The sequence below is a fragment of the Nonomuraea sp. NPDC049649 genome, assembly GCF_040675175.1.
Lineage (GTDB): Bacteria > Actinomycetota > Actinomycetes > Streptosporangiales > Streptosporangiaceae > Nonomuraea.
The window spans coordinates 110,597-134,160 of the sequence record NZ_JBFAOH010000004.1 but is presented as its reverse complement, the minus strand read 5'-3'; the positions used below and the strand labels follow the sequence as shown (position 1 = coordinate 134,160).

The 23,564-nt window shown below is 71.3% G+C and carries 20 protein-coding genes and 3 pseudogenes; 9 read left to right on the top strand and 14 right to left on the bottom strand.

Going from position 1 to position 23,564, the window contains the following annotated elements:
- Positions 1-4: 4 nt before the first annotated feature.
- The 7 genes and pseudogenes from AB0J42_RS07780 to AB0J42_RS07750 all read right to left on the bottom strand — a co-directional run bounded on the left by AB0J42_RS07780 (position 5) and on the right by AB0J42_RS07750 (position 5,246).
- The gene (locus tag AB0J42_RS07780) at positions 5-625 is read right to left on the bottom strand and encodes a hypothetical protein (protein WP_364290096.1); all 621 of its coding nucleotides are present in this window, start codon (positions 623-625) and stop codon (positions 5-7) included.
- A gap of 309 nt (positions 626-934) precedes the next feature.
- On the bottom strand, positions 935-2,230 hold the full coding sequence (locus tag AB0J42_RS07775; RefSeq protein ID WP_364290094.1) for a hemolysin family protein: 1,296 nt from the start codon (positions 2,228-2,230) through the stop codon (positions 935-937).
- Complete coding sequence (gene ybeY / locus AB0J42_RS07770; protein ID WP_364290092.1) at positions 2,227-2,703, bottom strand: rRNA maturation RNase YbeY; 477 nt, start codon at positions 2,701-2,703, stop codon at positions 2,227-2,229. Before ybeY ends, AB0J42_RS07775 begins: the two co-directional genes overlap by 4 nt.
- Positions 2,700-3,026: pseudogene (locus AB0J42_RS07765) on the bottom strand (PhoH family protein); the annotation flags it as partial. The gene ybeY and the pseudogene AB0J42_RS07765, both read right to left, overlap by 4 nt.
- Positions 3,027-3,287: 261 nt before the next feature.
- Positions 3,288-3,752, bottom strand: a pseudogene (locus AB0J42_RS07760) (LAGLIDADG family homing endonuclease); the annotation flags it as partial.
- Positions 3,753-4,103: 351 nt separating this feature from the next.
- A pseudogene (locus tag AB0J42_RS07755) lies at positions 4,104-4,808 on the bottom strand (PhoH family protein); the annotation flags it as partial.
- Positions 4,809-4,901: 93 nt separating this feature from the next.
- The gene (locus AB0J42_RS07750) at positions 4,902-5,246 is read right to left on the bottom strand and encodes a histidine triad nucleotide-binding protein (RefSeq protein ID WP_364290090.1); all 345 of its coding nucleotides are present in this window, start codon (positions 5,244-5,246) and stop codon (positions 4,902-4,904) included.
- Between the two features lie 301 nt (positions 5,247-5,547).
- On the opposite strand from AB0J42_RS07750, the gene AB0J42_RS07745 reads away from it, so the two are divergent.
- Both AB0J42_RS07745 and AB0J42_RS07740 read left to right on the top strand, forming a co-directional pair.
- Positions 5,548-6,060, top strand: a complete 513-nt coding sequence (locus AB0J42_RS07745) for a SigE family RNA polymerase sigma factor (RefSeq protein WP_364290506.1) — start codon at positions 5,548-5,550, stop codon at positions 6,058-6,060.
- Entirely contained in the window at positions 6,057-6,725 is a 669-nt protein-coding gene (locus AB0J42_RS07740; protein ID WP_364290088.1) for a hypothetical protein, read from the top strand. Before AB0J42_RS07745 ends, AB0J42_RS07740 begins: the two co-directional genes overlap by 4 nt.
- 6 nt (positions 6,726-6,731) lie before the next feature.
- On the opposite strand, the gene AB0J42_RS07735 is transcribed toward AB0J42_RS07740, so the two are convergent.
- Entirely contained in the window at positions 6,732-7,457 is a 726-nt protein-coding gene (locus AB0J42_RS07735) for a 16S rRNA (uracil(1498)-N(3))-methyltransferase (RefSeq protein WP_364290086.1), read from the bottom strand.
- Between the two features lie 112 nt (positions 7,458-7,569).
- On the opposite strand from AB0J42_RS07735, the gene AB0J42_RS07730 reads away from it, so the two are divergent.
- The gene (locus AB0J42_RS07730) at positions 7,570-10,098 is read left to right on the top strand and encodes a nitrate- and nitrite sensing domain-containing protein (protein ID WP_364290084.1); all 2,529 of its coding nucleotides are present in this window, start codon (positions 7,570-7,572) and stop codon (positions 10,096-10,098) included.
- Between the two features lie 3 nt (positions 10,099-10,101).
- Here the strand turns inward: AB0J42_RS07730 and dnaJ are convergent, their stop codons facing one another.
- Together dnaJ and hrcA are read right to left on the bottom strand one after the other, a co-directional pair.
- Positions 10,102-11,244 carry a molecular chaperone DnaJ gene (dnaJ, locus tag AB0J42_RS07725; protein ID WP_364290082.1) on the bottom strand — a complete coding sequence of 381 codons (1,143 nt, stop codon included), beginning with the start codon at positions 11,242-11,244 and terminating at the stop codon, positions 10,102-10,104.
- A gap of 11 nt (positions 11,245-11,255) precedes the next feature.
- Entirely contained in the window at positions 11,256-12,275 is a 1,020-nt protein-coding gene (hrcA, locus tag AB0J42_RS07720; protein ID WP_364290080.1) for a heat-inducible transcriptional repressor HrcA, read from the bottom strand.
- A 523-nt stretch (positions 12,276-12,798) separates the two neighbouring features.
- Between hrcA and AB0J42_RS07715 the strand changes: the two genes are divergently transcribed.
- From AB0J42_RS07715 to AB0J42_RS07705, 3 genes are read left to right on the top strand one after another with little or no spacing between them, the layout of a single operon-like run.
- Complete coding sequence (locus AB0J42_RS07715) at positions 12,799-13,359, top strand: hypothetical protein (RefSeq protein WP_364290078.1); 561 nt, start codon at positions 12,799-12,801, stop codon at positions 13,357-13,359.
- 17 nt (positions 13,360-13,376) lie between these two features.
- Positions 13,377-14,183 carry a DUF3097 domain-containing protein gene (locus AB0J42_RS07710; protein WP_364290076.1) on the top strand — a complete coding sequence of 269 codons (807 nt, stop codon included), beginning with the start codon at positions 13,377-13,379 and terminating at the stop codon, positions 14,181-14,183.
- Positions 14,180-14,860: a DUF4870 domain-containing protein gene (locus AB0J42_RS07705; protein WP_364290074.1), complete on the top strand. Its 681-nt coding sequence runs from the start codon at positions 14,180-14,182 to the stop codon at positions 14,858-14,860. The genes AB0J42_RS07710 and AB0J42_RS07705 overlap by 4 nt, the downstream gene beginning before the upstream one ends.
- Here AB0J42_RS07705 and hemW read toward each other — a convergent pair.
- The gene (gene hemW, locus AB0J42_RS07700) at positions 14,853-16,073 is read right to left on the bottom strand and encodes a radical SAM family heme chaperone HemW (RefSeq protein WP_364290072.1); all 1,221 of its coding nucleotides are present in this window, start codon (positions 16,071-16,073) and stop codon (positions 14,853-14,855) included. The genes AB0J42_RS07705 and hemW overlap by 8 nt on opposite strands.
- Before the next feature lie 100 nt (positions 16,074-16,173).
- Here hemW and AB0J42_RS07695 point away from each other — a divergent pair, with 100 nt between their 5' ends.
- Positions 16,174-17,424, top strand: a complete 1,251-nt coding sequence (locus AB0J42_RS07695) for a glycoside hydrolase family 18 protein (RefSeq protein WP_364290070.1) — start codon at positions 16,174-16,176, stop codon at positions 17,422-17,424.
- A 491-nt stretch (positions 17,425-17,915) separates the two neighbouring features.
- Here the strand turns inward: AB0J42_RS07695 and AB0J42_RS07690 are convergent, their stop codons facing one another.
- Positions 17,916-18,548, bottom strand: coding sequence for an MOSC domain-containing protein (locus AB0J42_RS07690; protein WP_364290068.1), 633 nt, complete (start codon positions 18,546-18,548; stop codon positions 17,916-17,918).
- A 60-nt stretch (positions 18,549-18,608) separates the two neighbouring features.
- Complete coding sequence (locus tag AB0J42_RS07685) at positions 18,609-18,872, bottom strand: hypothetical protein (RefSeq protein ID WP_364290066.1); 264 nt, start codon at positions 18,870-18,872, stop codon at positions 18,609-18,611.
- Positions 18,873-19,202: 330 nt separating this feature from the next.
- Here AB0J42_RS07685 and ccmA point away from each other — a divergent pair, with 330 nt between their 5' ends.
- Both ccmA and AB0J42_RS07675 read left to right on the top strand, forming a co-directional pair.
- Positions 19,203-19,829: a heme ABC exporter ATP-binding protein CcmA gene (ccmA, locus tag AB0J42_RS07680; RefSeq protein ID WP_364290064.1), complete on the top strand. Its 627-nt coding sequence runs from the start codon at positions 19,203-19,205 to the stop codon at positions 19,827-19,829.
- A gap of 144 nt (positions 19,830-19,973) precedes the next feature.
- Positions 19,974-21,725, top strand: coding sequence for a DUF6297 family protein (locus AB0J42_RS07675; RefSeq protein WP_364290062.1), 1,752 nt, complete (start codon positions 19,974-19,976; stop codon positions 21,723-21,725).
- A gap of 3 nt (positions 21,726-21,728) precedes the next feature.
- Here AB0J42_RS07675 and lepA read toward each other — a convergent pair whose 3' ends face one another.
- Positions 21,729-23,561: a translation elongation factor 4 gene (gene lepA / locus AB0J42_RS07670; protein ID WP_364290060.1), complete on the bottom strand. Its 1,833-nt coding sequence runs from the start codon at positions 23,559-23,561 to the stop codon at positions 21,729-21,731.
- Positions 23,562-23,564 lie beyond the last annotated feature (3 nt).

The window sequence follows — 23,564 nt, the reverse complement described above, 5'->3', positions numbered from 1 at the left end:
AAGGTTAGGGGCTGGCCATCCGCATCACGGCGTCGAGGAGCTGGCGAGTGCGCTGCGGCTCCACCTCGGCCATGCTCGTGTGCACCAGCGAGACCAGCATGTCGCCGGAGCGGGCCAGCACCACGTCCAGCGCGTACGGGTAGCCGTTCAGCCGGCCGCGCAGCTCGCCCACCACCGCCTCGTCGCCCACGTCCGACAGCGGCACCAGCGTGGTGGTCAGGTGGGTGCCGCCCTCGGCGCGCACCTCCCGGCAGTCCTTGAGCGCCTGCGACAGCTCGGCCATGTGCGTGCCGGCCGCGCCGTCGTACCTGGCCAGCCCGACCCCGACCTGCTCGCCCAGCTCGTCTCCCTCGTAGCTGGCCGCCGCCTGGGCGGTCAGCCCCTGCGTGGGCGCCCGGCCCCCGGCCGCGTCCAGCACCGCCCGGCAGTTGTGGTCGGCCGGGCTGAACGGCGCCTGCCAGGCCTGCTCCGAGCGCGGCGAGAAGCCGTCGGGCAGGCGGGGCTCCTTGCTGAGGATCTCCCGCATCTGCGCGAGGGCGGCCGTGTCTAGCCCCTCGGCGCCTCCGCAGCCTGCCAGGGCACCGGCCAGGAGCCCGCAGACGATGATCCGCGTTCCGCGTTTCATGTTTCCCCCCGGTGGCCAGCCTCCCCGACCAGCGAAAACGGCAATCCACCAGAGATGCCAATAAACGATCAAACGCTAAAAGGGTGCTCTCGCCCGGTTATCCGGACGAGAGCACCCTTTACGCCAAGCAACGTCCGGCCGTCTACCGGGCCGGGACGTCGCCGTCCCCCTTGGCGCGCCCTTCCGTCCGAACCCCTGTGACGTCCGGGCGCTTCCCCCGTCGGCGCCCACCGCACCGGGCGCCGGGTAACACACTGGCGCATCCCACTTGCAATTCACTTAAAGAGCACTTGCCGTAACCCGGACAAGTCACTCCTGCTCGGCCGCCGCCGGTACCACGTCGTCCTCTTCCACCTGGACCCGCCGCACCACGACCGTGCTGATCCGGTTGCGCCGCCCCGCCAGGCTCTCGGCGGTCAGCTCCAGCCCCGCCACCTCCGCCTTCGACCCCGCGATCGGCACCCGCCCCAGCGCGTGCGCCAGCAGGCCGCCGACCGTCTCCACGTCGTCGACCTCGATCTCGGTGCCGAACAGCTCGCCCAGCTCGTCGACCGGCATCCGCGCCGTCACCCGCAGAGCGCCGTCGGGCATCGGCTCGACCCGCGGCGCCTCCTGGTCGTACTCGTCGGTGATCTCACCCACGATCTCCTCCAGCACGTCCTCGATGGTGACCAGGCCGGCCGTCCCGCCGTACTCGTCGATCACGATCGCCAGATGGGTCTGCCTGGCCTGCATCTCCCGCAGCAGCTGGTCGATCGGCTTGCTCTCCGGCACGTACGTGGCCGGACGCATGATCGACTCCACCGGCTCCTTCTCACCGTCGCCGCCCGACTCGTGCACCCGGCGCGTGATGTCCTTCAGATAGGCGATCCCGATGACGTCGTCCTCGTTCTCCCCCACCACCGGCACCCGCGAGAAACCGCTCCGCAACGCCAGCGACAGCGCCTGCCGGAGCGTCTTGCCCCGCTCGATGAAGACCATGTCGGTCCGCGGCACCATCACCTCGCGCACCAGCGTGTCACCCAGCTCGAACACCGAGTGGATCATCTCCCGCTCGACGGGCTCGATCACCCTGCGCTCCTCCGCCAGGTCCACCAGGTCGCGCAGCTCCGCCTCGGAGGTGAACGGCCCGTCGCGGAACCCCTTGCCCGGCGTGAGCGCGTTGCCCAGCAGGATGAGCAGCTTCGGCAGCGGACCGAAGATCTTCGTCAGCCCGTACACGATCGGCGCCGACGCCAGCGCGATCGGCTCGGCGTGCTGCCGCCCGAGCGTCCGCGGCATCACGCCGACGATCACGTAACTCACCACGATCATCACGGCGGCCGCCGAGAAGTACGCCCAGCCCTGGTCGTCCATCAGATCGATGAACAGCAACGTGGCGATCACCGTCGCCACCAGCTCACAGCTCAGCCGGAGCAGCAGCAGCAGATTCAGATAGCGCGGCGCGTCCGTGACGATCGCGTGCAGCCGCTGGGCGCCACGCCTGCCGTCGCGCACGGCCTCCTCCGCCCGCACCCTCGAGATGCGGGTCAGAGCCGTCTCCGTGCTGGCGATCAGGCCACCGACCACGACCAGGACGATGGCCAACGGCAACCAGGCGTTCACCGCGAGCTGCGCACCTCCCGCCACGCTTCGAGCAATCGCGCCTGCAGGCCGAACATCTCCTTGTGCTCCTCCGGCTCGGCGTGATCGTAACCGAGCAGGTGGAGGATGCCGTGCGTGCACAGCAGCTCGATCTCATCCTGGCCGCTGTGCCCGGCCTCCTCCGCCTGCCGCGCCGCGACCTGCGGGCACAGCACCACATCGCCCAGCAGCGCCGGATCGGCCGGCCCCTCGGCCTCGCCCCGCGCGCCGCCGCCCGGCCGCAGCTCGTCCATCGGGAAGGCGAGCACGTCGGTCGGGCCCGGCTCGCCCATCCACTTCTCGTTCAGCTCGGCCATGACGTCCTGGTCGACCACCACGAGCGACAGCTCGGCCAGCGGGTTGATGCCCATCTCGGCCAGCACGTGGGCCGACAGCGCGACGAGCCGCTCCTCGTCGACGTCGACCCCGGACTCGTTGTTGATCTCGATGCTCATCGTCGCCTGCCCCGCTGCTGCTGGATCTGCTTGGGCTCCTGCGTCGCGTCGTAGCGACCGTAGGCGTCGACGATCTCGCTCACGAGCTTGTGACGCACCACGTCGGCGCTGGTCAGCCGGGAGAAGTGGATGTCGTCGATGCCCTCGAGGATCTCCTGCACCACCCGCAGCCCGCTGACCGTGCCCGCGGGCAGGTCGACCTGCGTGACGTCACCCGTCACCACGATCTTGCTGTTGAACCCGAGCCGCGTCAGGAACATCTTCATCTGCTCGGCCGACGAGTTCTGCGCCTCGTCGAGAATGATGAAGGCGTCGTTGAGCGTGTTGTGCGTCAGCAGGAAGTCCTCCGTCACATAGAGGGAGTCCTCCGCCGCCACCTGGATACACACGCACTCCGCAGTGCCACGTGGCTCGATCCGGTCCACGAAACGCATGGGCCTGCCGCCTCCGTAGGAGCGGTAGATCTCCGCCTTCCGGGCCAGCCGGAAAGGCTCGACGCCCTCCGGGAGCCGGATGTCGAGAATGTACGCGTCATGACGATGACGCACCGGCCGCCCATCTGCGAACCCTGGTCTACGCCCCTTCGCAGCACGCTCAGTCCAGTAGACGATGCCGCCCAGCGACCGCACCAGGAAGATCACATTGTCACGCAGCTGAGGCGAGACAGTCGTGTACTGGATCCTGGCACTCCGCTCATCCTGCGTGACCGGACCGCCGTCCGAATCGAGCAGGCCCTGCAGAACCGCGAGCCTGACCTCCGGAGTGTTGTAGAGGTAGATGTCAGGCACGAACTTCGTCTCGGATTCGCACCCGGACAGCCCCAGCGTACGGACGGCGGACTTTATCGGGTGCGTGACTCTTCCGGTGTCCTCAGTCGACGGCACCCGGTTGAGGATGTATTGAGCCTCGCCTCTTGATCTCGCTTTCACTCCAGGTGTCGCCTTCTCCAGCGCGTCCGCGAGCTCCGGATCATTCGTCGCGAACCTTGGAGTCCCTACACCTGCTATATAGCCGTCGCCGATCAGCAGCCCCAGCGCGTACGGATCCATCGGGACCGGCTGCTCTGGGAAGCGGACCGGGGCGCTCAGCAGCGGCAACTCCCACTTGCGGTAATGAGCCGTGCGCAGGTCGCCGATGAGCTGCTTCGTCTCCAGCACCCGCCACGGCTTTCCCCGATTACCGTCGTCACGGGTGCGGACAGCCCACAGATGGTCTTCGGAGGCGAGCACCGAGGAACCGTCCTGGCTGAAGAGTCGATAAATTTTCTTCTCACCCTGCGGATACACGCCCAGCACGGGAGTCGGCTCGCCGTTCGATCCGATGACCAGGTCACCGACCTCCAACTCGCCGATCGAGCGGAATCCGTCCGGGGTCAGCACCCCGGTGCCGACTGGCATCGCTCTACCCCGCATGTACGCGAGGGGGGCGACCTCGATCGTGCCCGCGGCCATGAGCTTGGGGATCGAGTCGGGGTCGACCATGTCGTGCAGCGCGTCGTACAGGGGCCGCAGGTACGGGTCGATCTTCTCGTAGAGCGTGCCGGGCAGGAAGCCCAGCCGCTCGCCGGCCTCGACCGCCGGGCGGGTGAGGATGATCCGGTTGACCTGTTTCTCCTGAAGCGCCCGGACCGCCTTGGCCATCGCCAGGTAGGTCTTGCCGGTGCCGGCGGGGCCGATGCCGAAGACGATCGTGTGCTTGTCGATGGCGTCGACGTAGCGCTTCTGGTTGGCCGTCTTGGGGCGGATGGTGCGCCCGCGCGAGGACAGGATGTCGAGCGACAGCACCTCGGCCGGGCGCTCGGAGGTCATCCGGAGCATGGCGATGCTCCGCTCGACGGTGTCGGGGGTGAGGTCGCCGCCGGTGCGCAGCACCTCGACGAGCTCCTCGAAGAGCCGGACGACCGCGCCGCTCTCATCGGGGGTGCCGGTGACGGTGATCTCGTTGCCTCGGACGTGGATGTCGGCCTTGAAGGCGCCCTCGATGACGCGGAGCAGCTCGTCGCGGTAGCCGAGGAGGCTGACCATCGGGTAATCGTCCGGAATCAGCACCTTGGCTTGTGTGCGCGTGGGAGGTGCTGTGCGTCGGGAATCGTGTAGTTCGGACATGGGCAGGCCAGCGCGGCCTGATGCCTCCCGGTCTCGGTGGCTGTTCTTCTTCACCCATCGTATCCGGGGGCGGGCCGTTTCCTCTCGGCAATATCAGCCGGGCGGCCAGGTCAGGTTGCGGCCGCCCAGAACGTGGGCGTGCACGTGGAAGACGGTCTGCCCGGCGCCGGGGCCGGTGTTGAACACGATCCGGTAGCCGTCGCCGGAGACGCCTTCCTGGACGGCCACGTCGTGCGCGGTCTTGAGCACCTCGTCGGCGAGCCCCTGGTCGGCCTGGGCCAGCGCGGCGGCGTCGGCGTGGTGCTCCTTCGGGATGACGAGCACGTGGGTGGGCGCCTGGGGGTTGATGTCACGGAACGCGAGTGTCCTGTCAGTCTCCAGGACGACCTCGGCCGGGATCTCCTTGGCCACGATCTTGCAGAACAGGCAGTCGGTCACCCGATCACCTTACCGATAGGGGTCGCTCTCCCGCGCGTAAGGGCCGACGACTCTGACCTGGTCGGGGGCGGGTACGGTGATCAGCGTTGCGAATCGTGACAGGATCCGTCGTGGCGCCCGAAGATCCTCACGGTTAGGGTGTGGGTGCACCATCGCAGCGGAGATTTCAGCCTCGGGCGAGACCACCTGGCGAGGACACAACTGGGTCATGCCCCCAAAGGAACCGGAAGAACGTAAACCGTCAGGGAAGGCCGCGCGTCCCACTGACGTGACCACCGAAACCCTCCTGGTCGACAGATCCATGGGGGCGGTGCCGGTCGGGTGGGACGCCGACATGGCCGTGACAGCGCTTTACAGTGCGCATTTTCGGTCATTAGTACGTCTCGCCGTGTTGCTGGTGCGCGACATGGCAACCGCGGAGGAAGTCGTGCAGGATGCGTTCGTCGCCATCCACGGCGCCTGGCGCAGGCTGCGCGATCCCGACAAGGCACTCGCCTACCTCCGGCAATCCGTCGTCAACAAGTCCCGATCCGTCCTGCGGCACCGGGCGGTGGTGGAGAAGTACGCGCCCAAGGGCATGCCCGACGCGCCGAGTGCGGAGCACGGCGCGATCGGCGAGTTCGAGCGCTCCGCGGTCATCGAGGCGCTGCGGGCGCTACCGTCACGCCAGAGGGAGGCCCTGGTCCTCCGCTATTACGGAGATCTGTCCGAAGCCGAGATCGCCCACGCCATGGGCATCAGCAAGGGGGCGGTGAAGAGCCACACGGCACGTGGCATGGCCGCCCTGCGTTCCGTCCTGGAGAAGATGTCATGACCCAGCCCCCCGACGAGTACGGCGAGCTGCTGCGCCGTGCCCTCCGTGCGGAGGCGGACTCGGTCGTGCCCTCGCCGGACGGGCTCGGCGTCATCCGGGCGAAGATCGAGCGCCGGGCCTCGCGCAACCTGTTCTGGTGGCGGGCCGGGGCGGCCGCGGCCAGCGCGGTGCTGGTGGCGGGCACGGTCGTGATGGTCGTGCCGGAGCTGCGCCAGCGGGTCGTCGAGGCGCCGATCCAGGAGGTGCGCAGCACGTCCAGCGCGACTCCGCCGGACATGTCGTCCACCAGCCGGCCCGCTTCGCCGAAGTCGACCGTACGGCAGAACGAGCCGGTGATCGTGCCGCCCGTGACGTCCTCCGAGCCGCCCAGGCAGGATCCCCGTCCGACGGAGACGGCCAGGTCGACCGCCAAGCCGACGCCGACTCCCACGCCCACGCCGACCCCCTGCCCGTCGGCGGGGGACGACCAGGCCGAGCCGCGGCCCGACTGTCCGGAGGGGGACGTCTCGCCCTCCCCCTCCGTCTCGCCGTCGCCGGCGCCGACGGACCTGGAGCCGACGTCCCCGGCCACGCACTGCCCTGCCGCCGACTGCGCGCCGCTGGACCCGGCGCCGACCCCCTCCGACATTTCCAGCCCGCTGATCAGCGCGCAGCCCACCGTCTGAGCCCGGTCACCACCGTCCGGTACGGGTGAGCAGGACGGCCGCCGCGGCCACCCCGGCGGTCGAGGTGCGCAGCACCGTCGGCCCCAGCAGCACCGGCACCGCGCCCGCCGCCCGGAAGTCCGCCAGCTCCTGGTCCGACACCCCGCCCTCGGGCCCGATCACCACGACGATGTCGCCGTCGCCGGGCAGCGCCACCTGAGACAGCGGTTCGGCGGCCTCCTCGTGCAGCACCAGCCCCAGCGCCGCCTCCTGCAGCAGCTTCACCACCCCGGCGGTGGAAACCGGCTCGGCCACCTCGGGCAGGTGGAAGCGCCGGGCCTGCTTGCCCGCCTCCCGGGCCGTCGACCGCCAGCGCCCCAGCGCCTTGGCCGCCCGGTCGCCCTTCCACTGGGTGATGCTCCGCGCCGCCTGCCAGGGAACGATCACGTCCACCCCGGCCTCGGTCATCATCTCGACCGCCAGCTCGCCCCGGTCGCCCTTGGGCAGCCCCTGGACGGCGACCAGTCTCGGCGTCGGCGGCGCGACCTCGTACCTGCCGAGGACCTCCACCCGGAGCGCGTCCTTGAGCACCTCGCGCACCACGCACTCGGCCACCGACCCGGCCCCGTCGGTGAGATCCACCCGCTCGCCGGCGCGCAGCCGCCGGACGGTGGCCGCGTGACGCCCCTCGGGGCCGCCGAGCACCAGCTCGGGCCCGTCGAGCTCGGCCGTCAGGAACACCGGAACGGTCACCAGCCACCTCGGATTCTCCACGTTGCGCGACCACGCGGACACGAAGCGCAATATCGTGTCCGGTGCAGCCTTCCTGAGATCACCTTACGAGGGGTGGATGACCGTCTCGCCCGTGCGCGTCCGAACGCGCCTCGTCCTCGTCCTGGTCGTCCCCGCGCTCCTGCTGGTCGCCGGGGTGGCCGTCGAGGGCTCGGCCGGCCTGCGCGCCCGCTCCGAGGCCGCCGCCGTGGCCAGGCACGTCACGGTGGTGCTCGCCGTCCAGGATCTCGTGCACGCGCTCCAGCGCGAGCGTTCCCTCCTGGCGGCGCTGCTGTCGGGCGAGGGCCGGGTCCGCGCCGACCTGCCCGCGGCCCGCGACGCCACCGACCGCGCCCGTGCGGCCCTCTCCCGCCTGCTCGCGACCCGGCCGCCCACCTCGTACGCACCCGTACGCGAGACTCTCGCCCGCCTCCCCGCCCTCGACCGCGCCCGCACCGCCACCCCCGTCCTGGCCACTGCGCCCGACACCCCCGCCGCCCCGGGCGGTCCCCCGCCCCGCGCCCCGCGGTCCGGGCTCGCCCCGGCCACGCCGCTGCCAGGCCCCTTCGGCGCGCCGGTCACCCCTGGCGCCGCGATCGCCCCGGAAGACTCTGCGCCCTCGCGGCGCTCCGGCCCGGCGATCGTCCCCCAGAGCGCCCGCTCCGCGACCACACGGCCGCACGGCACGGCGCTGTCCCCTGTCGGCCATGCCCTGAACGCAAGACAGACCGCAAACTCGCCAGCCCAGCGCCCAGCCCCCGCCACCGCCGACCGCACGATGTCGGGGATGGCCCCGAGCCCCGCAGCTCCCCAGCAAGCGGGCGGGGCCGGTAGGGGCACGAGCGATCCGAGCGGGGCCGGCCCGGGGCGGCCCTCTCGTGAGGGAGATGTGGCCTCCACCATCGTCGGCTCACTGCCGGGGTTGGCCGGGGCGACCGGTGCGACCCCTGCGCCGCGGACCACAGACGGGCCGGCGGATACACCTGATGATCACGGGTCAGGGGACGCGCCCGTGGGACTGCGCGGTCGTCACGTGGCCGAGCCGGGCGGGGCGCGCGTGGAGAAGCCCGGTGATCGGGGGCCGGGGGTGCGGCGGGAGGTGTTCGAGGCCTTCACGGACGCGATCGCGGGGCTGACCGACGGGGTGTTCGCGACGCGGGTGGGCGGGGGCGACCCGGGGTCGGTGCGGCGGCTGCAGGCGCTGGAGGCGATCAGCAGGGCGAAGGAGGCGGCGGCGCGGGAGCGGGCGGTAGTGACGGCGGCCTTCGCGACGGGGGCGTTCACCCGGCCCGAGTACGTGACGTTCCTGGAGGCGCGGGCTTCGCTGGCGGAGGCTCTGGCGGGTTTCCGGCGGGTGGCCACCCCGGAGGGCGTGGCCGAGCTGGAGAGGGCGCAGCGGGGCGCGCAGGCGGCGCGGACGGGGAAGCTGGAACGGCGGGCGCTCGCCGCTTCCCCCGGCAGGCCGGTGACATCCCGTACGCGGGCCTGGCTCGCCGCCAGCAGCGCCTACGTCGACGCCCTGCGGACGGTGCAGCGCTCGGCGGGGCATGACCTGCGCTCGCACGCGGTGGAGGCGGGTGAGCGTCAGACGCGGCGGATGGCGTGGCTGGCCGGGCTGGGGGCGGCGGTCCTGCTGGTCCTGGCGGGGCTGGGGGCGCTGATGGTCCGTTCGGTCACGCGCCCGCTGCGCAGGATCACCGGCGAGGCGACCGCGCTGGCGCGGCACATCGCCGCTCTGGAGGCCGCCGACAGCCTCCGCTCCGGTGAGCTCCGGCGCGCCTACGACGCCTCGCTCCAGCCCGTGGACGACTCGTACGAGGGAGAAGAGCAGGCGGACGGCGGGGAGGCCGCGGAGTTCGGGCGGCTGGCCGGGGCGCTGGGGGACGTGCAGCAGGCGGCGGTGCGGATCGCGGCCGGGCAGGCGGCGATCCGGCGGGACGCGGCGGAGTCGCTGGGCGGGCTGGGGACGCGGCACCGGGATCTGGCGCACCGGCAGCTGGCGTTCATCGGCGCGTTGCAGCGCAACGAGTCGGACCCGGCCGTGCTGGCGAGGCTGTGCGAGCTGGACCGGGTGACCAGCCGGCTGCGCAGGAACGCCGAGAGCCTGCTGGTGCTGACCGGCCGGCGGGGCAGCCGGCGCTCGTCGGAGCCGGTGCCGGTGGACGAGGTGCTGCGGTCGGTGCTGGCCGAGGTCGAGGACCACCAGCGGGTGGAGCTGCGGGTGGCGGGCCGGGCGCACGTGCGGGGCGCGGTGGTGGCGGAGGTGGCGCACATGCTGGCGGAGCTGGTGGAGAACGCGCTGGTCTTCTCGCCGCCCGACGCCAGGGTGGAGGTGGTGTCCCGGGCCACGGAGGGCGAGTGCCGGGTCACGATCGCCGACTACGGGGCGGGCATGACGGCCGGGGAGCTGGCCGCGGCCAACGCCAGGCTGCGGGGCGAGCAGAGCTTCCTGGTGGCGCCGACGCGCTGCCTGGGCCATCACGTGGTGGGCAGGCTGGCCGAGCGGCTGGGCGTGCGGGTGTCGTTGCACGCCTCGCCCGGCTGCGGCGTCACCGCGCTGGTGGTGCTCCCGGAGGAGCTCCTGGACGCGCGGCCCGCGGAGCTCCTCGAGGACTCCCGCTGACGGTCAGCGGCCGTTGAAGGCGTCGCGCAGGCGCGAGAAGAAGCCCTGCTGCCCCGGCGCGAACTTGCCCGGCGGCCGTTCCTCGCCGCGCAGCGCGGCGAGCTGGCGCAGCAGCTCCTCCTGGGCGGCGTCGAGGCGGGACGGCGTCTCCACGTTGACGTGGATGAGCAGGTCGCCGCGGCCGGTCTCGTTGAGGCGCTGCACGCCGCGGCCGTACATGGTGATGACCTGGCCCGACTGCGTGCCGGGCCGGACGTCGACCTCCTCGGCGCCGTCGAGGGTCTCGACGGTGAGGACGGTGCCGAGCGCGGCGGCGGTCATCGGGATCTGGACGGTGCAGTGGAGGTCGTCACCGCGCCGTTCGAAGATCTCGTGAGGCCGCTCGACGATCTCCAGGAAGAGGTCGCCCGGCGGGCCGCCGCCGGGGCCGACCTCGCCCTCGCCGGCGAGCTGGATGTGGGTGCCGTCCTCGACGCCCGCGGGGATGCGCACCTTGATCGTGCGGCGGGTGCGGACCCGCCCGTCGCCGGAGCACTCCTGGCAGGGGTGGCGGATGATGCTGCCGAAGCCGCCGCACTGCGGGCACGGGCGGCTGGTCATGACTTGCCCCAGGAAGGAGCGGGTGACCTGGGAGATCTCGCCGCGGCCGTTGCACATGTCGCAGGTGTCGGGGTGGGTGCCGGGCGCCGCGCCGGCGCCGTGGCACACCTCGCACACCACGGCCGTGTCGACCGCCAGCTCGCGGGTGGTGCCGAACGCGGTCTCGTGCAGGTCGAGCTCGACGCGGATGGTCGCGTTCCGGCCGCGGCGGGCGCGCGAGCGCGGGCCGCGGGCGCCGCCCGTCGCGGTGCCGAAGAACGCGTCCATGATGTCGCTGAAGGGGAAACCCGCGCCGAAGCCGCCGCCGGGGGCGCCCCCGCCCGCGCCGCCGAACGGGTCGCCGCCCAGGTCGTACATCTGGCGCTTGTTCGGGTCCGACAGCACCTCGTAGGCCTGCGTGATCTCCTTGAACCGCTCCTGTGTGGCGGGGTCGGGGTTCACGTCAGGGTGCAGCTCGCGAGCCAGCCTGCGGTAGGCCTTCTTGATCTCGTCCTGACTGGCGTCACGGCGCACCCCGAGGGCGGCGTAATAGTCGGTGTTTGCCACTTATCGACCTCTTAAGATGCAGCCAGAATCTGGCTGACGTAGCGTGCCACCGCGCGCACGGCGCCCATCGTCACGGGATAGTCCATTCTGGTGGGGCCCAGCACGCCGAGCCGGGCCAGCTGATTGTCGCCTTGACCGTATCCCGTCGCGACGACGGACGTACCCCGCAGTCCGGTGTAGGCGTTCTCCGATCCGATGCGCACGGTGAGTGCGGAAGGTGTGTCTGGGGAAGTCTCGCCGAGCAGGCGCATGAGCACCACCTGCTCCTCCAGGGCTTCGAGCACCTCGCGCAGGCCGACGCTGAAGTCGGCGCCGGCGAGGTTGGCCGCCCCGGCGAACACGATCTTCTCGTCGTGCCGTTCGACGAGCGTCTCCAGCAGGACGGAGAGGATCGTGGCGAGCGCCGGCCGCTCGTCGATCGGCAGCCGCTGGGGCAGGTCGGAGACGAGCTCCGGGACACTGCTCAGGCCGCAGCCGTCGAGGCACTCGTTGAGCAGCCCGCGCATGTGGGCGATGCGGTGGTCCTCCACCACCTCGGGCAGCTCGATCACGCGCTGCTCGACGCGGCCCATGTTGGTGATGAGCACCAGCATGACGCGGCGGTCGGTGAGGGGCACCAGCTCGACGTGGCGCACGGTCGAGCGGGTGAGCGTCGGGTACTGCACGACGGCGACCTGACGGGTGAGCTGCGCGAGCAGCCGCACCGTGCGCATGACCACGTCGTCGAGATCGACCGCTCCGGCGAGGAACGTCTCGATGGCCCGGCGCTCGGCCTTCGACAGAGGCTTGACCTGGGAGAGCCTGTCGACGAACAGGCGATAGCCCTTGTCGGTCGGCACGCGTCCGGCGCTCGTGTGGGGCTGGGTGATGTAACCCTGCTCCTCCAACGCCGCCATGTCATTTCGGACCGTCGCCGGAGAGACCTTCAGGTTGTGGCGTTCGGCGAGCGCCTTGGAGCCCACCGGTTCATTGGTCGACACGTAGTCTTCGACAATGGCGCGTAGCACCGCGAGCTTACGATCGTCGAGCACGTGCGCACCTCCTACCGCGACTTACTAGGAAACGCCAGGCCTAGCACTCTGTGTTCCCGAGTGCCAAGTGTACGGCTCTCGCTCACAAGGTGCGATAACGCGTCCGGCCCGGCGCTGCTGGCGTGCTTCAACGACAAGCCTCACACTTACCGACATGACCGACAAATCGCCCGAGCCTCCCGCCGGGCAGGATCCTCCTTTCGGACAGCCACCTCCCCAGGGTGAACCTTTCCCGTACGCCCCGCCACCCCACCAGCCGGGCTCTCACCCGTACGGCCAGCCACAGCAGCCAACGGGGCCTCACTCGTACGAAACACCTCATGAATCGGGGCCCCACTTTTACGAACCGCCACCTCATCAATCCGGGCCTCACTCGTACGAACCGCCGCCCCACTCCTACGGACCGCCACCCCAGCAGTCCGGCCCGCACCCGTACGGACCTCCGCCGGGAGCGGGGCCGTACGGGCAGCAGCCCGGCTACGGGCCGCCGCCGCAGTACGGGCAGGGGCCCTTCGCGCGCCAGGTGGACCCGAAGGAGCTGCGCCCGCGGCGCAGGTGGATCGCCGTCGCCTGGGGCGTCGCCGCGCTCTGCCTGGCGGCGGGCGTGGTGCTGTTCTTCACCAGCGTGATGACCACCGTCGGGGAGGTGGCCCCGACCACGACGTTCGCCCCGGGCGAGACGACCACGGTGTCGCTCGACCCCGCCGAGCGGCCCGCCGTCTACATCAGCGGCACCGGCCAGATCGCTTACGAGTGCGAGATCGCCGGCGGCCCCGGCCAGGCGCGGCTCGTCCGGCCGACGACCACGCAGAACGTCACCGCCGACGGCCGGCTGTGGGAGCTGATCCTGCTGGTCAACGCGCCCGCCGCGGGCGAGTACCAGCTCACCTGCGCCGTCCAGGAGCAGGGAGACGTGCAGTTCGGCGTCGGCAGGGACGTCCTCGGGGCGGCCGGCGGCATCGTGGGCGGCGTCGCGGCGCTGCTCCTCATCCCCGGGGCGGGGGTGCTCGTCGCGATCATCGTGACGGTGATCGTCCTGGTCAAGCGGAGCGGCCACCGCAAGCGCCTCGCGGCCATGGGCTGATTTGCTACGGTCCCCGTGTGTACGAGGGTGATGTTCTCGCGGGAAACTGGCGGCGCCCGGGCAAGGGGAAGATCCCCCAGGTGCCCGCCGAGCGGGACCTCGTCGTGGAGGACGCCGAGAGCGGCTTCTGCGGCGCGGTGGTGGCCTGCGACAAGGAGGCGGTCACGCTGGAGGACCGCTTCGGCAAGCGGCGGCTGTTCCCGCTGGCGCCCGCCGCCTTCCTGCTGGAGGGCCGGGTGGTGACGCTGGTACGGCCGCGTCCCGCCCCCCGGGGGCCCCGGCGCAGCGCGTCGGGGTCGATCGCCGTCGAGGGGCTGCGGGCCAGGGTCGCCAAAGAGAGCCGCATCTACGTCGAAGGCGTCCACGACGCGGCGCTGGTGGAGAAGATCTGGGGCCACGACCTGCGGGTCGAGGGCGTGGTCGTGGAGTACCTGGAAGGCGTCGACGACCTGCCCGCGATCGTCGAGGAGTTCGCCCCCGAGCCTGGGCGCAGGCTGGGGGTGCTGGTCGACCACCTGGTGCCCGGCTCCAAGGAGAGCCGCATCGCCGCCCAGGTGACCTCACCGGACGTGCTCGTGGTGGGCCATCCGTACGTCGACATCTGGCAGGCGGTCAAGCCCTCCGCGCTGGGCATCCGGGCGTGGCCGGAGGTGCCGCGCGGGGTGCCGTGGAAGGAAGGCGTGATCGCCGCCCTGGGCTGGCGGATGGAGCCGGTCGACGCCTGGCGCCGGATCCTCGGCGCGGTCTCGACCTACGCGGACCTGGAGCCGGAGTTGCTCGGCCGGGTCGAAGAACTGATCGACTTCGTTACGGAGAAGCCATGAGCCAGGATCCGCACTACCCGCCGCCCGACGACGCGACCCGCCGCATGCCTCCCGGCCAGTACGAGGAGGGGTACGGTCAGCAGCCCGGGACCCAGGCGGGGTACGGGTACGGGCAGCAGCCCGGGGCTCAGCCGGAGTACGGGTACGGGCAGCAGGCGGGGTCCCAGCCCGGATACGGGTACGGACAGCAGCCCCAGTCTGGATACGGACAGCAGCCGGGATACGGGCAGCAGCCGTGGTCGCAGCAGAACTACGAGTACGGCCAGCAGCCTCAGCCGCCGTCCGGGTACCAGCCGCCCCCTTATGGCTACGCGCCCCCGGGCCGGCCGCACGTCCCCGGCCAGTACGGCGCGCGCCCGGGCACCGACGACACCACCATGGCCATGCTCTCCCACCTGCTGGGGCTGCTCGTGTCGTGGATCGGCCCGCTGATCATCTACCTGATGAAGAAGGACGAGGCCCCGTACGTCAGGGACCAGGCGGCGGAGGCGCTGAACTTCCAGATCACCATGTTCATCGCCTACATGGTCTCCCTGGTCCTCTCGATCGTCGTGATCGGCTTCCTGATGCTGCCGGTCATCTTCGTGATGTCGCTGATCTTCCAGATCCAGGCCGCCGTCGCGGCGCAGCGCGGCGAGAACTACCGCTACCCGCTCAGCATCCGCATGGTCACGTGAGCAGGTCGCGTACCAGCGCGTCGGCCAGGAGCCGGCCGCGCAGCGTGAGCACCATGCGCCCGGCCTTGAACGCCTCCGGCTCCAGCAGCCCGCGGGCCAGCGCCGAGGCGACCTTCTCGCGGGCCCGCGGCGCCACGTCGGCCAGCGGGTAGCCGGAGTCGAGCCGCAGCTCCAGCATGAGCCGCTCCATCTCGCGGTCCTCGGCGGTGAGCACCTCGCGGGCGTGCGCGGGAGAGCGGCCCTCGGCCAGGCGCTGCGCGTACGGGGCGGGGTGCTTGACGTTCCACCAGCGGGTGCCGCCGACGTGGCTGTGGGCGCCGGGGCCCACGGCCCACCAGTCGCCGCCGGTCCAGTAGAGGAGGTTGTGGCGGCAGCGGGCGGCGTCGGTGGTGGCCCAGTTGGACACCTCGTACCAGCGGAAGCCCGCCTCGCGCAGCATCTCGTCGGCGATCAGGTAGCGGTCGGCGGCCACGTCGTCGTCGGGCATGGGCAGCTCGCCGCGGCGGATCCGGGCGGCCAGGCGGGTGCCGTCCTCGACGATGAGCGAGTAGGCGGAGACATGGTCGGGCTCGGCCTCGATGGCGGCGGCCAGGGAGGCGCGCCAGTCGTCGTCGGTCTCGCCGGGGGTGCTGTAGATAAGGTCGAGGTTGACGTGCTCGAACCCCGCCTTCCTGGCCTCCAGCACGGCCTGGCCCGCCCTGCCGGGGGTGTGCTGCCGGTCGAGGACGCGCAGCACGTGTTCGCGGGCGCTCTGCATGCCGAAGCTGACCCGGGTGAAGCCCTGCTCGCGCAGCTCTTCGAGGTAGCGCGGGCCGACGGACTCGGGGTTGGCCTCGGTCGTCACCTCGGCGCCGGCCGCGAGGCCGAACTCGCCGTCGATGGCTTCGAGGATCCTGCCCAGGTCGCGGGCGGGCAGCAGGGTCGGCGTGCCGCCGCCGAAGAACACCGTGCGGACCGGAAGCGCCGTCTCACCGAGGACCCGCCGCGCGAACCGTACCTCCGCGATGGCGGTGTCGGCGTAGTCGCCGTGTGAGGCGCCCGGCCCCAGCTCGGCGGCGGTGTAGGTGTTGAAGTCGCAGTAGCCGCAGCGCGTCACGCAGAACGGGACGTGCACGTAGAAGCCGAAGGGCCGCTCGCCGAGGCCGCGCAGGGCGCTCTCGGGCAGCTCGCCGGAGTCGGGCACGGGATCGCCGTCAGGCAACGTGGATGGCACGCCTCCAGTCTGCCCGCTTCCATTGACTGCCCGATCCAGGGGATCTACGATCCGGTGCAACTTATAGGAAAGTTTCCTATAAGTCAGGAGGCGCACCCCTGTGAAGAAGAGCTTTCTCATCGCCCTCTCCGCCCTGCTCGCCCTCACCGTGACCGCGCTGCCCGCCGAGGCCGCGGGCGACCGCTTCAAACGCGTCGCGTACTTCGTCCAGTGGGGCATCTACGGGCGCGACTACCACATCAAGGACGTCGACACCAGCGGCGCCGCCGCCAAGCTCACCCACATCAACTACGCGTTCGGCTTCGTCGACGCCGACGCGACCTGCTACTCCCCCGACCCGTGGGCCGACTGGCAGCGCCCGGTGCCCGCCGAGCAGAGCGTCGACGGCGTCGCCGACGAGCCCGGCCAGGCACTGAACGGCAACCTCAACCAGATCCGCAAACTCAAGGCCAAGCACCCCCGACTCAAGGCGCTCATCTCACTCGGCGGCTGGACCGGCTCCAAACACTTCTCCGACGCGGTGCTCACCCCCGAGTCCCGTGCCAAACTCGCCTCCTCCTGCATCGACCTGTGGCTGCGCGGCAACCTGCCCGGCCTGGAGCCCGGCGCGGGCGCGGGTGTGTTCGACGGCATCGACCTCGACTGGGAGTGGCCCGGCTCGTCCGGCGCCGACGGCAACGTCATCCGGCCCGAGGACAAGCGGAACTTCACCCTGTTCGTCGAGGAACTGCGCGCCCAGCTCGACGCCTACTCCCGCGACGCCGAGCTGACCGCCTTCCTCCCGGCCGCCGCGGCCAAGATCGACGCCGGGTTCGAGGTGCGGCGGGTGTTCGACCTGCTCGACTTCGCCACCGTCCAGGGCTACGACCTGCGCGGCAACTGGGAACTCCAGACCGGCCACCAGGCCAACCTGTTCACCGACCACCGCGACCCGAACGAGGTCCGCTACAGCGTCGACCAGACCGTCCGCGACTACCTGCGGCGCGGCGCCCCGGCCCGCAAACTCGTCATCGGCGTCCCCGCGTACGGTCAGGGCTGGACCGGCGTCGCCCGCCCCAAGAGGGGCCTCTACCAGCCCGCCACCGGCCCGGCCCCCGGCAAGTGGGCCGCCGGCGTCGAGGACTACAAGGACCTCGTCACTAAGCCCGGCAAGCGCCACCGCGACCTGCTCACCGGCACCATGTGGCTGTACGACGGCAACGAGTTCTGGTCGTACGACGACCCGGCCGTGATGCTGCAGAAGGCCGCGTACATCCGGCTCAAGGGGCTGGGCGGCGCCATGCTGTGGTCCATCGACCAGGACGACTCCCGCGCCTCGCTCACCTCCGCGCTCCACAAGGCCCTGAGATGACCCCACCGCAGTGACCTCTACGTGCGGGTCACCCCACCGCCACCGTGACCCCCGGCGGGCGAGTCACCGCACGCCGGGGTAACCCGCACGGGCGGTCACCCCACCGCCGAGGTGATCCCCTGCGGGGCAGATCACCCCACCACCGGGGTGATCCCCCTGCGGGACAGGTCACCCCAACACCGGGGAACCCCCACGGGCAGTCACCCCACCACCGGGGTGACCTCTACGGGTGGGCCACCGCACCGCCACGGTGACCCCCCACCGCCGGCTCCTCGTCCCCCGACTCCCGGGGATCGGGGAGCCGGCTCCCGGAGTCACTGAGACACGCTCGCCGCTGCCGATCGCTTCACGAGGCCGCGCCAAGAGGACATACTCGCCGCCGTCTTCCCCATCAGATCCGCGTTACAGAGCCCATCGGGGACGCGCCCACCGCCGCCCTTACCTGCCGATCCGCCTTACGAGGCACACCGACCCTTCCACCTCGATCCGCTTTACGAGGGCACGCCGAGGACGCGTTCGGCCACCTTGTCCCAGCGCTCGTCATGCCCCGGGAGTGCCAGGATTCGGCGCAGAAGCTCCTCGTCGCCGCGGTAGGCCAGGAAGGACTCGGCCACCGTCACGCTCGCCGCCGGCCGGTGGACCACCTCCACCTCATCGCCCACCCCAAGCTCGCCCAGCTCCAGAACCCTCAGGTACGCACCCGGGCGGCGCGCCTCGGTGAAGCGCTTGACCCAGCGGGGCTCGTCCAGCCAGTTGCGGAACACCACGCACGGCACCCTGGGCGCGGTCACCTCCAGCAGCGCGCTGCCGATCCGCCACCGCTCCCCGAGCAGCGCGCCGTTGACGTCCAGCCCGGAGGTCGTCAAGTTCTCGCCGAACCGGCCGTCACGCAGCTCGCGGCCCAGCTCCCGCTCCCACCAGTCGTAATCCTCCCTGGCGTAGACGTACACGGCCTGGCCAGGAGAACCGTGGTTGGGCTTGTCGGCCCGCTCGTCACCGGCCAGCCCGTTGATCTGGACCGCCACCCGGTGCGTCACCGGCCTCTTGTCGATGGCCGTGCGCTTCAGCTTGCCTGCCCAGTCGGCGTCGATAGCTTGACCGATATTGACCGAAATAACACGCATGGCGGGACGCTATCGGAGTCCCCTTCCAGCGAGTAACGCACTCGAGGCAGACCGTTGACCTCAGGCGCCGGCGAGATCTAACAAGGCCTCCAGCGCGGCCTGGCGCGACTCCTCCAAGGACGCCCCACGCTCCCCGAAACAATCGGCCGCCACGTCTAGCAGCGCCGTCATCACGGCGGCATCGGGATAGGGCACGTCGACCACCACCTTGCCGTCGTCACCCAGCGCCGCGGGCCGCAGGTGAAGCCGGAGCAGCCGCCGGGCCTCCTCGGCCACGGCGACCCCCAGCACGGCGGCCCGCTCCATGCGCTCCTCAGCCATCATCGCCCTCTCCAGTCGTACAGATGTTCGGATATCCCAAAGCTAGCCGCCCGCACCGACAAAATTCGGAGCCTCACATGCCGGCCACCGGTCGCAGATGCTTTCTCGCGCCATCGCGGCCATTTCAGGGGGCACGGATACGCTGACCACAGGCCTCGAATACCGCGATCACAGCCTTCCGGGACGCTGATAGCCCGGTCACGCTGGCCACAAGCCGGCCTTGGATGTCGCCATCACGGCCTTTCAGGACGTAGTCAGCCCGGTCACACTGACCACAAACCGGGCCAGGACTTCCGCAATCACGGCCTTCGGAGGCGCCGGTAGGCTCGGGATGTGGGCGACAAGATCATCGAGGCGCGCGGGGTCACGGTCGAGCTCGAAGGCACTCCCGTACTCCGCGACCTGAACCTGACGGCCCGGCGCGGCGAGGTGGTCGCCGTCGTCGGCCCCAACGGGTCGGGCAAGTCCACGCTGCTGCGCTGCCTGGCCGGGATGGTGCCGGTGGCCGCCGGTTCGGTGGAGGTGTTCGGCGCGCCGCCGGTCGACGGGCCCGCGTTCTGGCGGAGGGTGGCGTGGGCGGCCGACGAGCCCGCCTGGTACCCGGGGCTGACCGCGCGCGAGCATCTGGAGCTGATGCGCGCCGTCCACGGCGAGCCCAGGCTCCAGGTCGAGCGGGCGCTTGAGGCGTTCGGGCTGGCCGAGCGGGCCGACGCTCCCCCGCTCAACCTCTCCACCGGCCAGCGCCAGCGCCTCTCCCTCGCCGCCACCCTGCTCAGACCGAGCGAACTCCTCCTGCTCGACGAGCCCGAACGCGGCCTCGACGCCGCCTTCCGCGAGCGCCTCGGCACCCTCCTCGCCGAGTACGCCACCGCGGGAGGCACCGTCGTGGCGGCCACCCACGACGGCGCTCTCGCCGCCACCGCCCGCCGGTTCCACCCCGGCAACCAGCTCACCGCCTGACCCGGAAGTCCCCCGAGGAAAACCCAACCTCACCACCCGACCTGGAAGTCCCCCGAGGAAAACCCAACCTCACCACCCGACCTGGAAGTCCCCCGAGGAAAACCCAACCTCACCACCTGGCCTGGAAGTCCCCGAGGAACACGCATGAACTCCATCAGCGCACGCGACGTCCGCGCATTCGTCCGGACACGGCAGCGCCGGCCCGTCAGCCTCCTCGACCGGTACGTGACCGTCTTCATGCTGGTGATGGCCGTGGCCGTCTTCGGCAACCCGGTGGCGACGGCGGTGTCGGAGCTCGCCGGTCAGGTGGACGCCGCACGGACCGGGCCGGGACTGGCGCTGGTGCTGCTGACGCTGGCCGGGTTCCTGGCCGTGGGCCGGGCGGCGGGCCCGGTGGTGCTGCCCGCGGCCGACGCGTCGTGGCTGCTGCTGTCGCGGGTCGACCGCCGTGGGCTGCTCGGCCGTCCTGTCAAGGTTCTTGCGGCGATCACCCTGGTGGTAGGGGCGCTGCTCGGGCTGGCCGGGCTGGTGGTGCTGGGCGCCCCCGACCAGCTCGTCTGGCGGCTGCTCGCGGCGGTGGTGCTGGGGACGTCGGCGAGCGCCGGCGGGATGGCGTTGGCGGTGCTCGGTCAGGGGTCGCAGGCGTGGCAGACCTGGCTGGCGGTCGCGCTGACGGCGCTGCTCGTGGTGGCGCTCCTCGCGGCTACAGGGGTGATGCGCGGCCCGCTCGCCGCCGTCGCCGCCGCGCCGGTCCAGGCTGTAGGAGCCGCCGCCGCAGGCGCGCTGGTCGCCGCCTCCTTGCTCGTACGACGTGCGTGGCTGGCTCTTGACCGGATCCCCTCGTACACGCTGATGACCGCCGCCACCCGCGCCCGCCACCTGACCACGGCGGCGGCGCAACTGGACCCCGGCGCGCTCACCTGGGCGACCGAAGACAACCACTGGCGGGCCAGGCGCCTGCGCTCCCGCCCCTGGCCCTCGCTACCGGCCCCGCTCGCCCTGGCCTGGCAGGACTGGCGCCGACTGGCCCGCCGCCCCGGCCGCCTGGCACTGATCGCCGCCACCACCGCCCTCCCGGCCCTGCTCACCCAGGCCACCGGCACCACCCTCATCGGCGGCGCTACCCCCGGCCAAGCCACCAGCACCGTCCTTATCGGGGGCACCGCCTCGGACCAAACCACCCGTAGCGCCCTCATCGGGAGCGCTGCCTCGGACCCGGCTACCGGCACCACCCTCATCGACGGCCTTGCCTCTGTTCAGGCCACCGGCGGCACCTCCATCGGGAGCAGCGCCTCCGACCAGACCACCGCCCTCACCAGCGCTGCTGCCGCCGATCAGAGCACCGGAGGTCTCATCGATGCCGCCTCCGACCCGAGCGTGGGCGGGCTGGTGCCGGGGGTGCTCATGCTGGCCGGGGCGCTGGCTGTGGCGGCGAACGGGGTGGCCGGGGCACGGCGGGATGCGGCGAATCCGGCGCTGGCCCGGCTGGCCGCCGTGGGGCCGCGCGCCGCGCTGCTGGCCCGTGCTCTGCTGCCCGCGGTGCTGGCGGGCACGTGGATGGCCGCCGCGCTCGGCTGGCTGACGGCGGCCGGGGCGGCGGCGGGGCAGTGGTGGATGTTCGGGCCGCTGGCGGCGCCCGCGCTGGCGGCGGGCGCGCTCAGGATGGCGCGCAGGGCGCCCGTGGACCACTCGCTGCCGCTGCTGGACACCCCGATGGGCGCCATCCCGACGGGCCCGGTGCTCTGGGCGGTCACCGGGCCCGACCTGGCGCTGCTCGGCTGCCTTCCGGCGTTCGCCGCGCTGGCGGGCGGGCCCGCGGACCTGTCCGGCTATCTGGCCGCGCAGGCGGTGGCGGGCCTGGCCGTGCTCGGCGCGTTCACGTACCGGCAGAAGTAGGCGTTACTTCTTGGCCTTCTCGGCGGCGCCGGCGTCGGTCGAGAGCGCGGCCACGAACGCCTCCTGCGGCACCTCGACCCGGCCGACCATCTTCATCCGCTTCTTGCCTTCCTTCTGCTTCTCCAGCAGCTTCCGCTTACGGGAGATGTCGCCGCCGTAGCACTTGGCCAGGACGTCCTTGCGGATGGCGCGGATGTTCTCGCGGGCGATGACGCGGGCCCCGATCGCGGCCTGGATCGGCACCTCGAACTGCTGCCTGGGGATCAGCTCGCGCAGCTTCTTGGCCATCTCGGTGCCGTAGGCGTAGGCCTTCTCGCGGTGGACGATGGCGCTGAAGGCGTCGACGGGCTCGCCCTGCAGCAGGATGTCGACCTTGACCAGGTCGGCCTCCTGCTCCCCGGCCGGCTCGTAGTCGAGCGAGGCATAGCCGCGGGTGCGGGACTTGAGCTGGTCGAAGAAGTCGAAGATGATCTCGCCGAGCGGCAGGGTGTAGCGGATCTCGACGCGGTCTTCCGACAGGTAGTCCATGCCGAGGAGCTGGCCGCGCCGCCCCTGGCAGATCTCCATGATCGCGCCGATGAACTCGGCCGGGGCCAGGATGGTCGACTTGGTCACCGGCTCGAAGACCTGGGCGATCTTGCCGCCGGTGGGGAACTCGGACGGGTTGGTGACGGTCAGCTCGGTGCCGTCCTCCATGATCACCCGGTAGATGACGTTGGGCGCGGTCGAGATCAGCGACAGCCCGCCCTCGCGCTCCAGCCGCTCACGCACGATCTCCATGTGGAGCAGGCCGAGGAACCCGACGCGGAAGCCGAACCCGAGCGCCGCCGACGTCTCCGGCTCGTACACCAGCGCGGCGTCGTTGAGCTGCAGCTTGTCGAGCGAGTCGCGCAGTTCGGGGTACTCGTCGCCGTCGATCGGGTAGAGCCCGGAGAACACCATCGGCTTGGGGTGCTGGTAGCCCTCCAGCATCTCGTCGGCGGGCTTGACGGCGGAGGTGACGGTGTCACCGACACGCGACTGCCGCACGTCCTTCACGCCGGTGATCAGGTAGCCCACCTCGCCCACGCCGAGCCCCTGCTCGGCCGCGCGCGGCTCGGGCGAGATGACGCCGATCTCCAGGGTCTCGTGGGCGGCGCGGGTCGACATCATGAGGATGCGCTCGCGCTTGTGGAGGTGGCCGTCGAACACCCGGACGTACGTGACGACGCCCCGGTAGGTGTCGTAGACCGAGTCGAAGATGAGCGCCCGGGCCGCCGCGTCGGCGTCGCCGACCGGGGCGGGGATCTCCCGGACCACGTGGTCGAGAAGCTCGCGGACCCCCTCGCCGGTCTTGCCCGACACGCGCAGCACGTCGGACGGCTCGCACCCGATCAGGCCCGCCAGCTCCTCGGCGAACTTCTCCGGTTGCGCCGCCGGCAGGTCGATCTTGTTGAGCACCGGGATGATGTGGAGGTCGGCGCTCATGGCCAGGTAGAGGTTGGCCAGGGTCTGCGCCTCGATGCCCTGGGCGGCGTCGACCAGCAGGATCGCGCCCTCGCAGGCCTGCAGCGACCGGGACACCTCGTAGGTGAAGTCGACGTGTCCCGGAGTGTCGATCATGTTGAGGACGTGACCGTCCCACGGCAACCGGACCGCCTGCGATTTGATCGTGATGCCGCGCTCACGCTCGATGTCCATGCGGTCGAGGTATTGAGCGCGCATGGAGCGGTCGTCGACCACTCCGGTCATCTGCAGCATCCGGTCGGCAAGCGTGGACTTGCCGTGGTCGATATGCGCGATGATGCAGAAGTTGCGGATCAACGCGGGGTCTGTCTGGCCAGGCTGAGTGCGCACCGA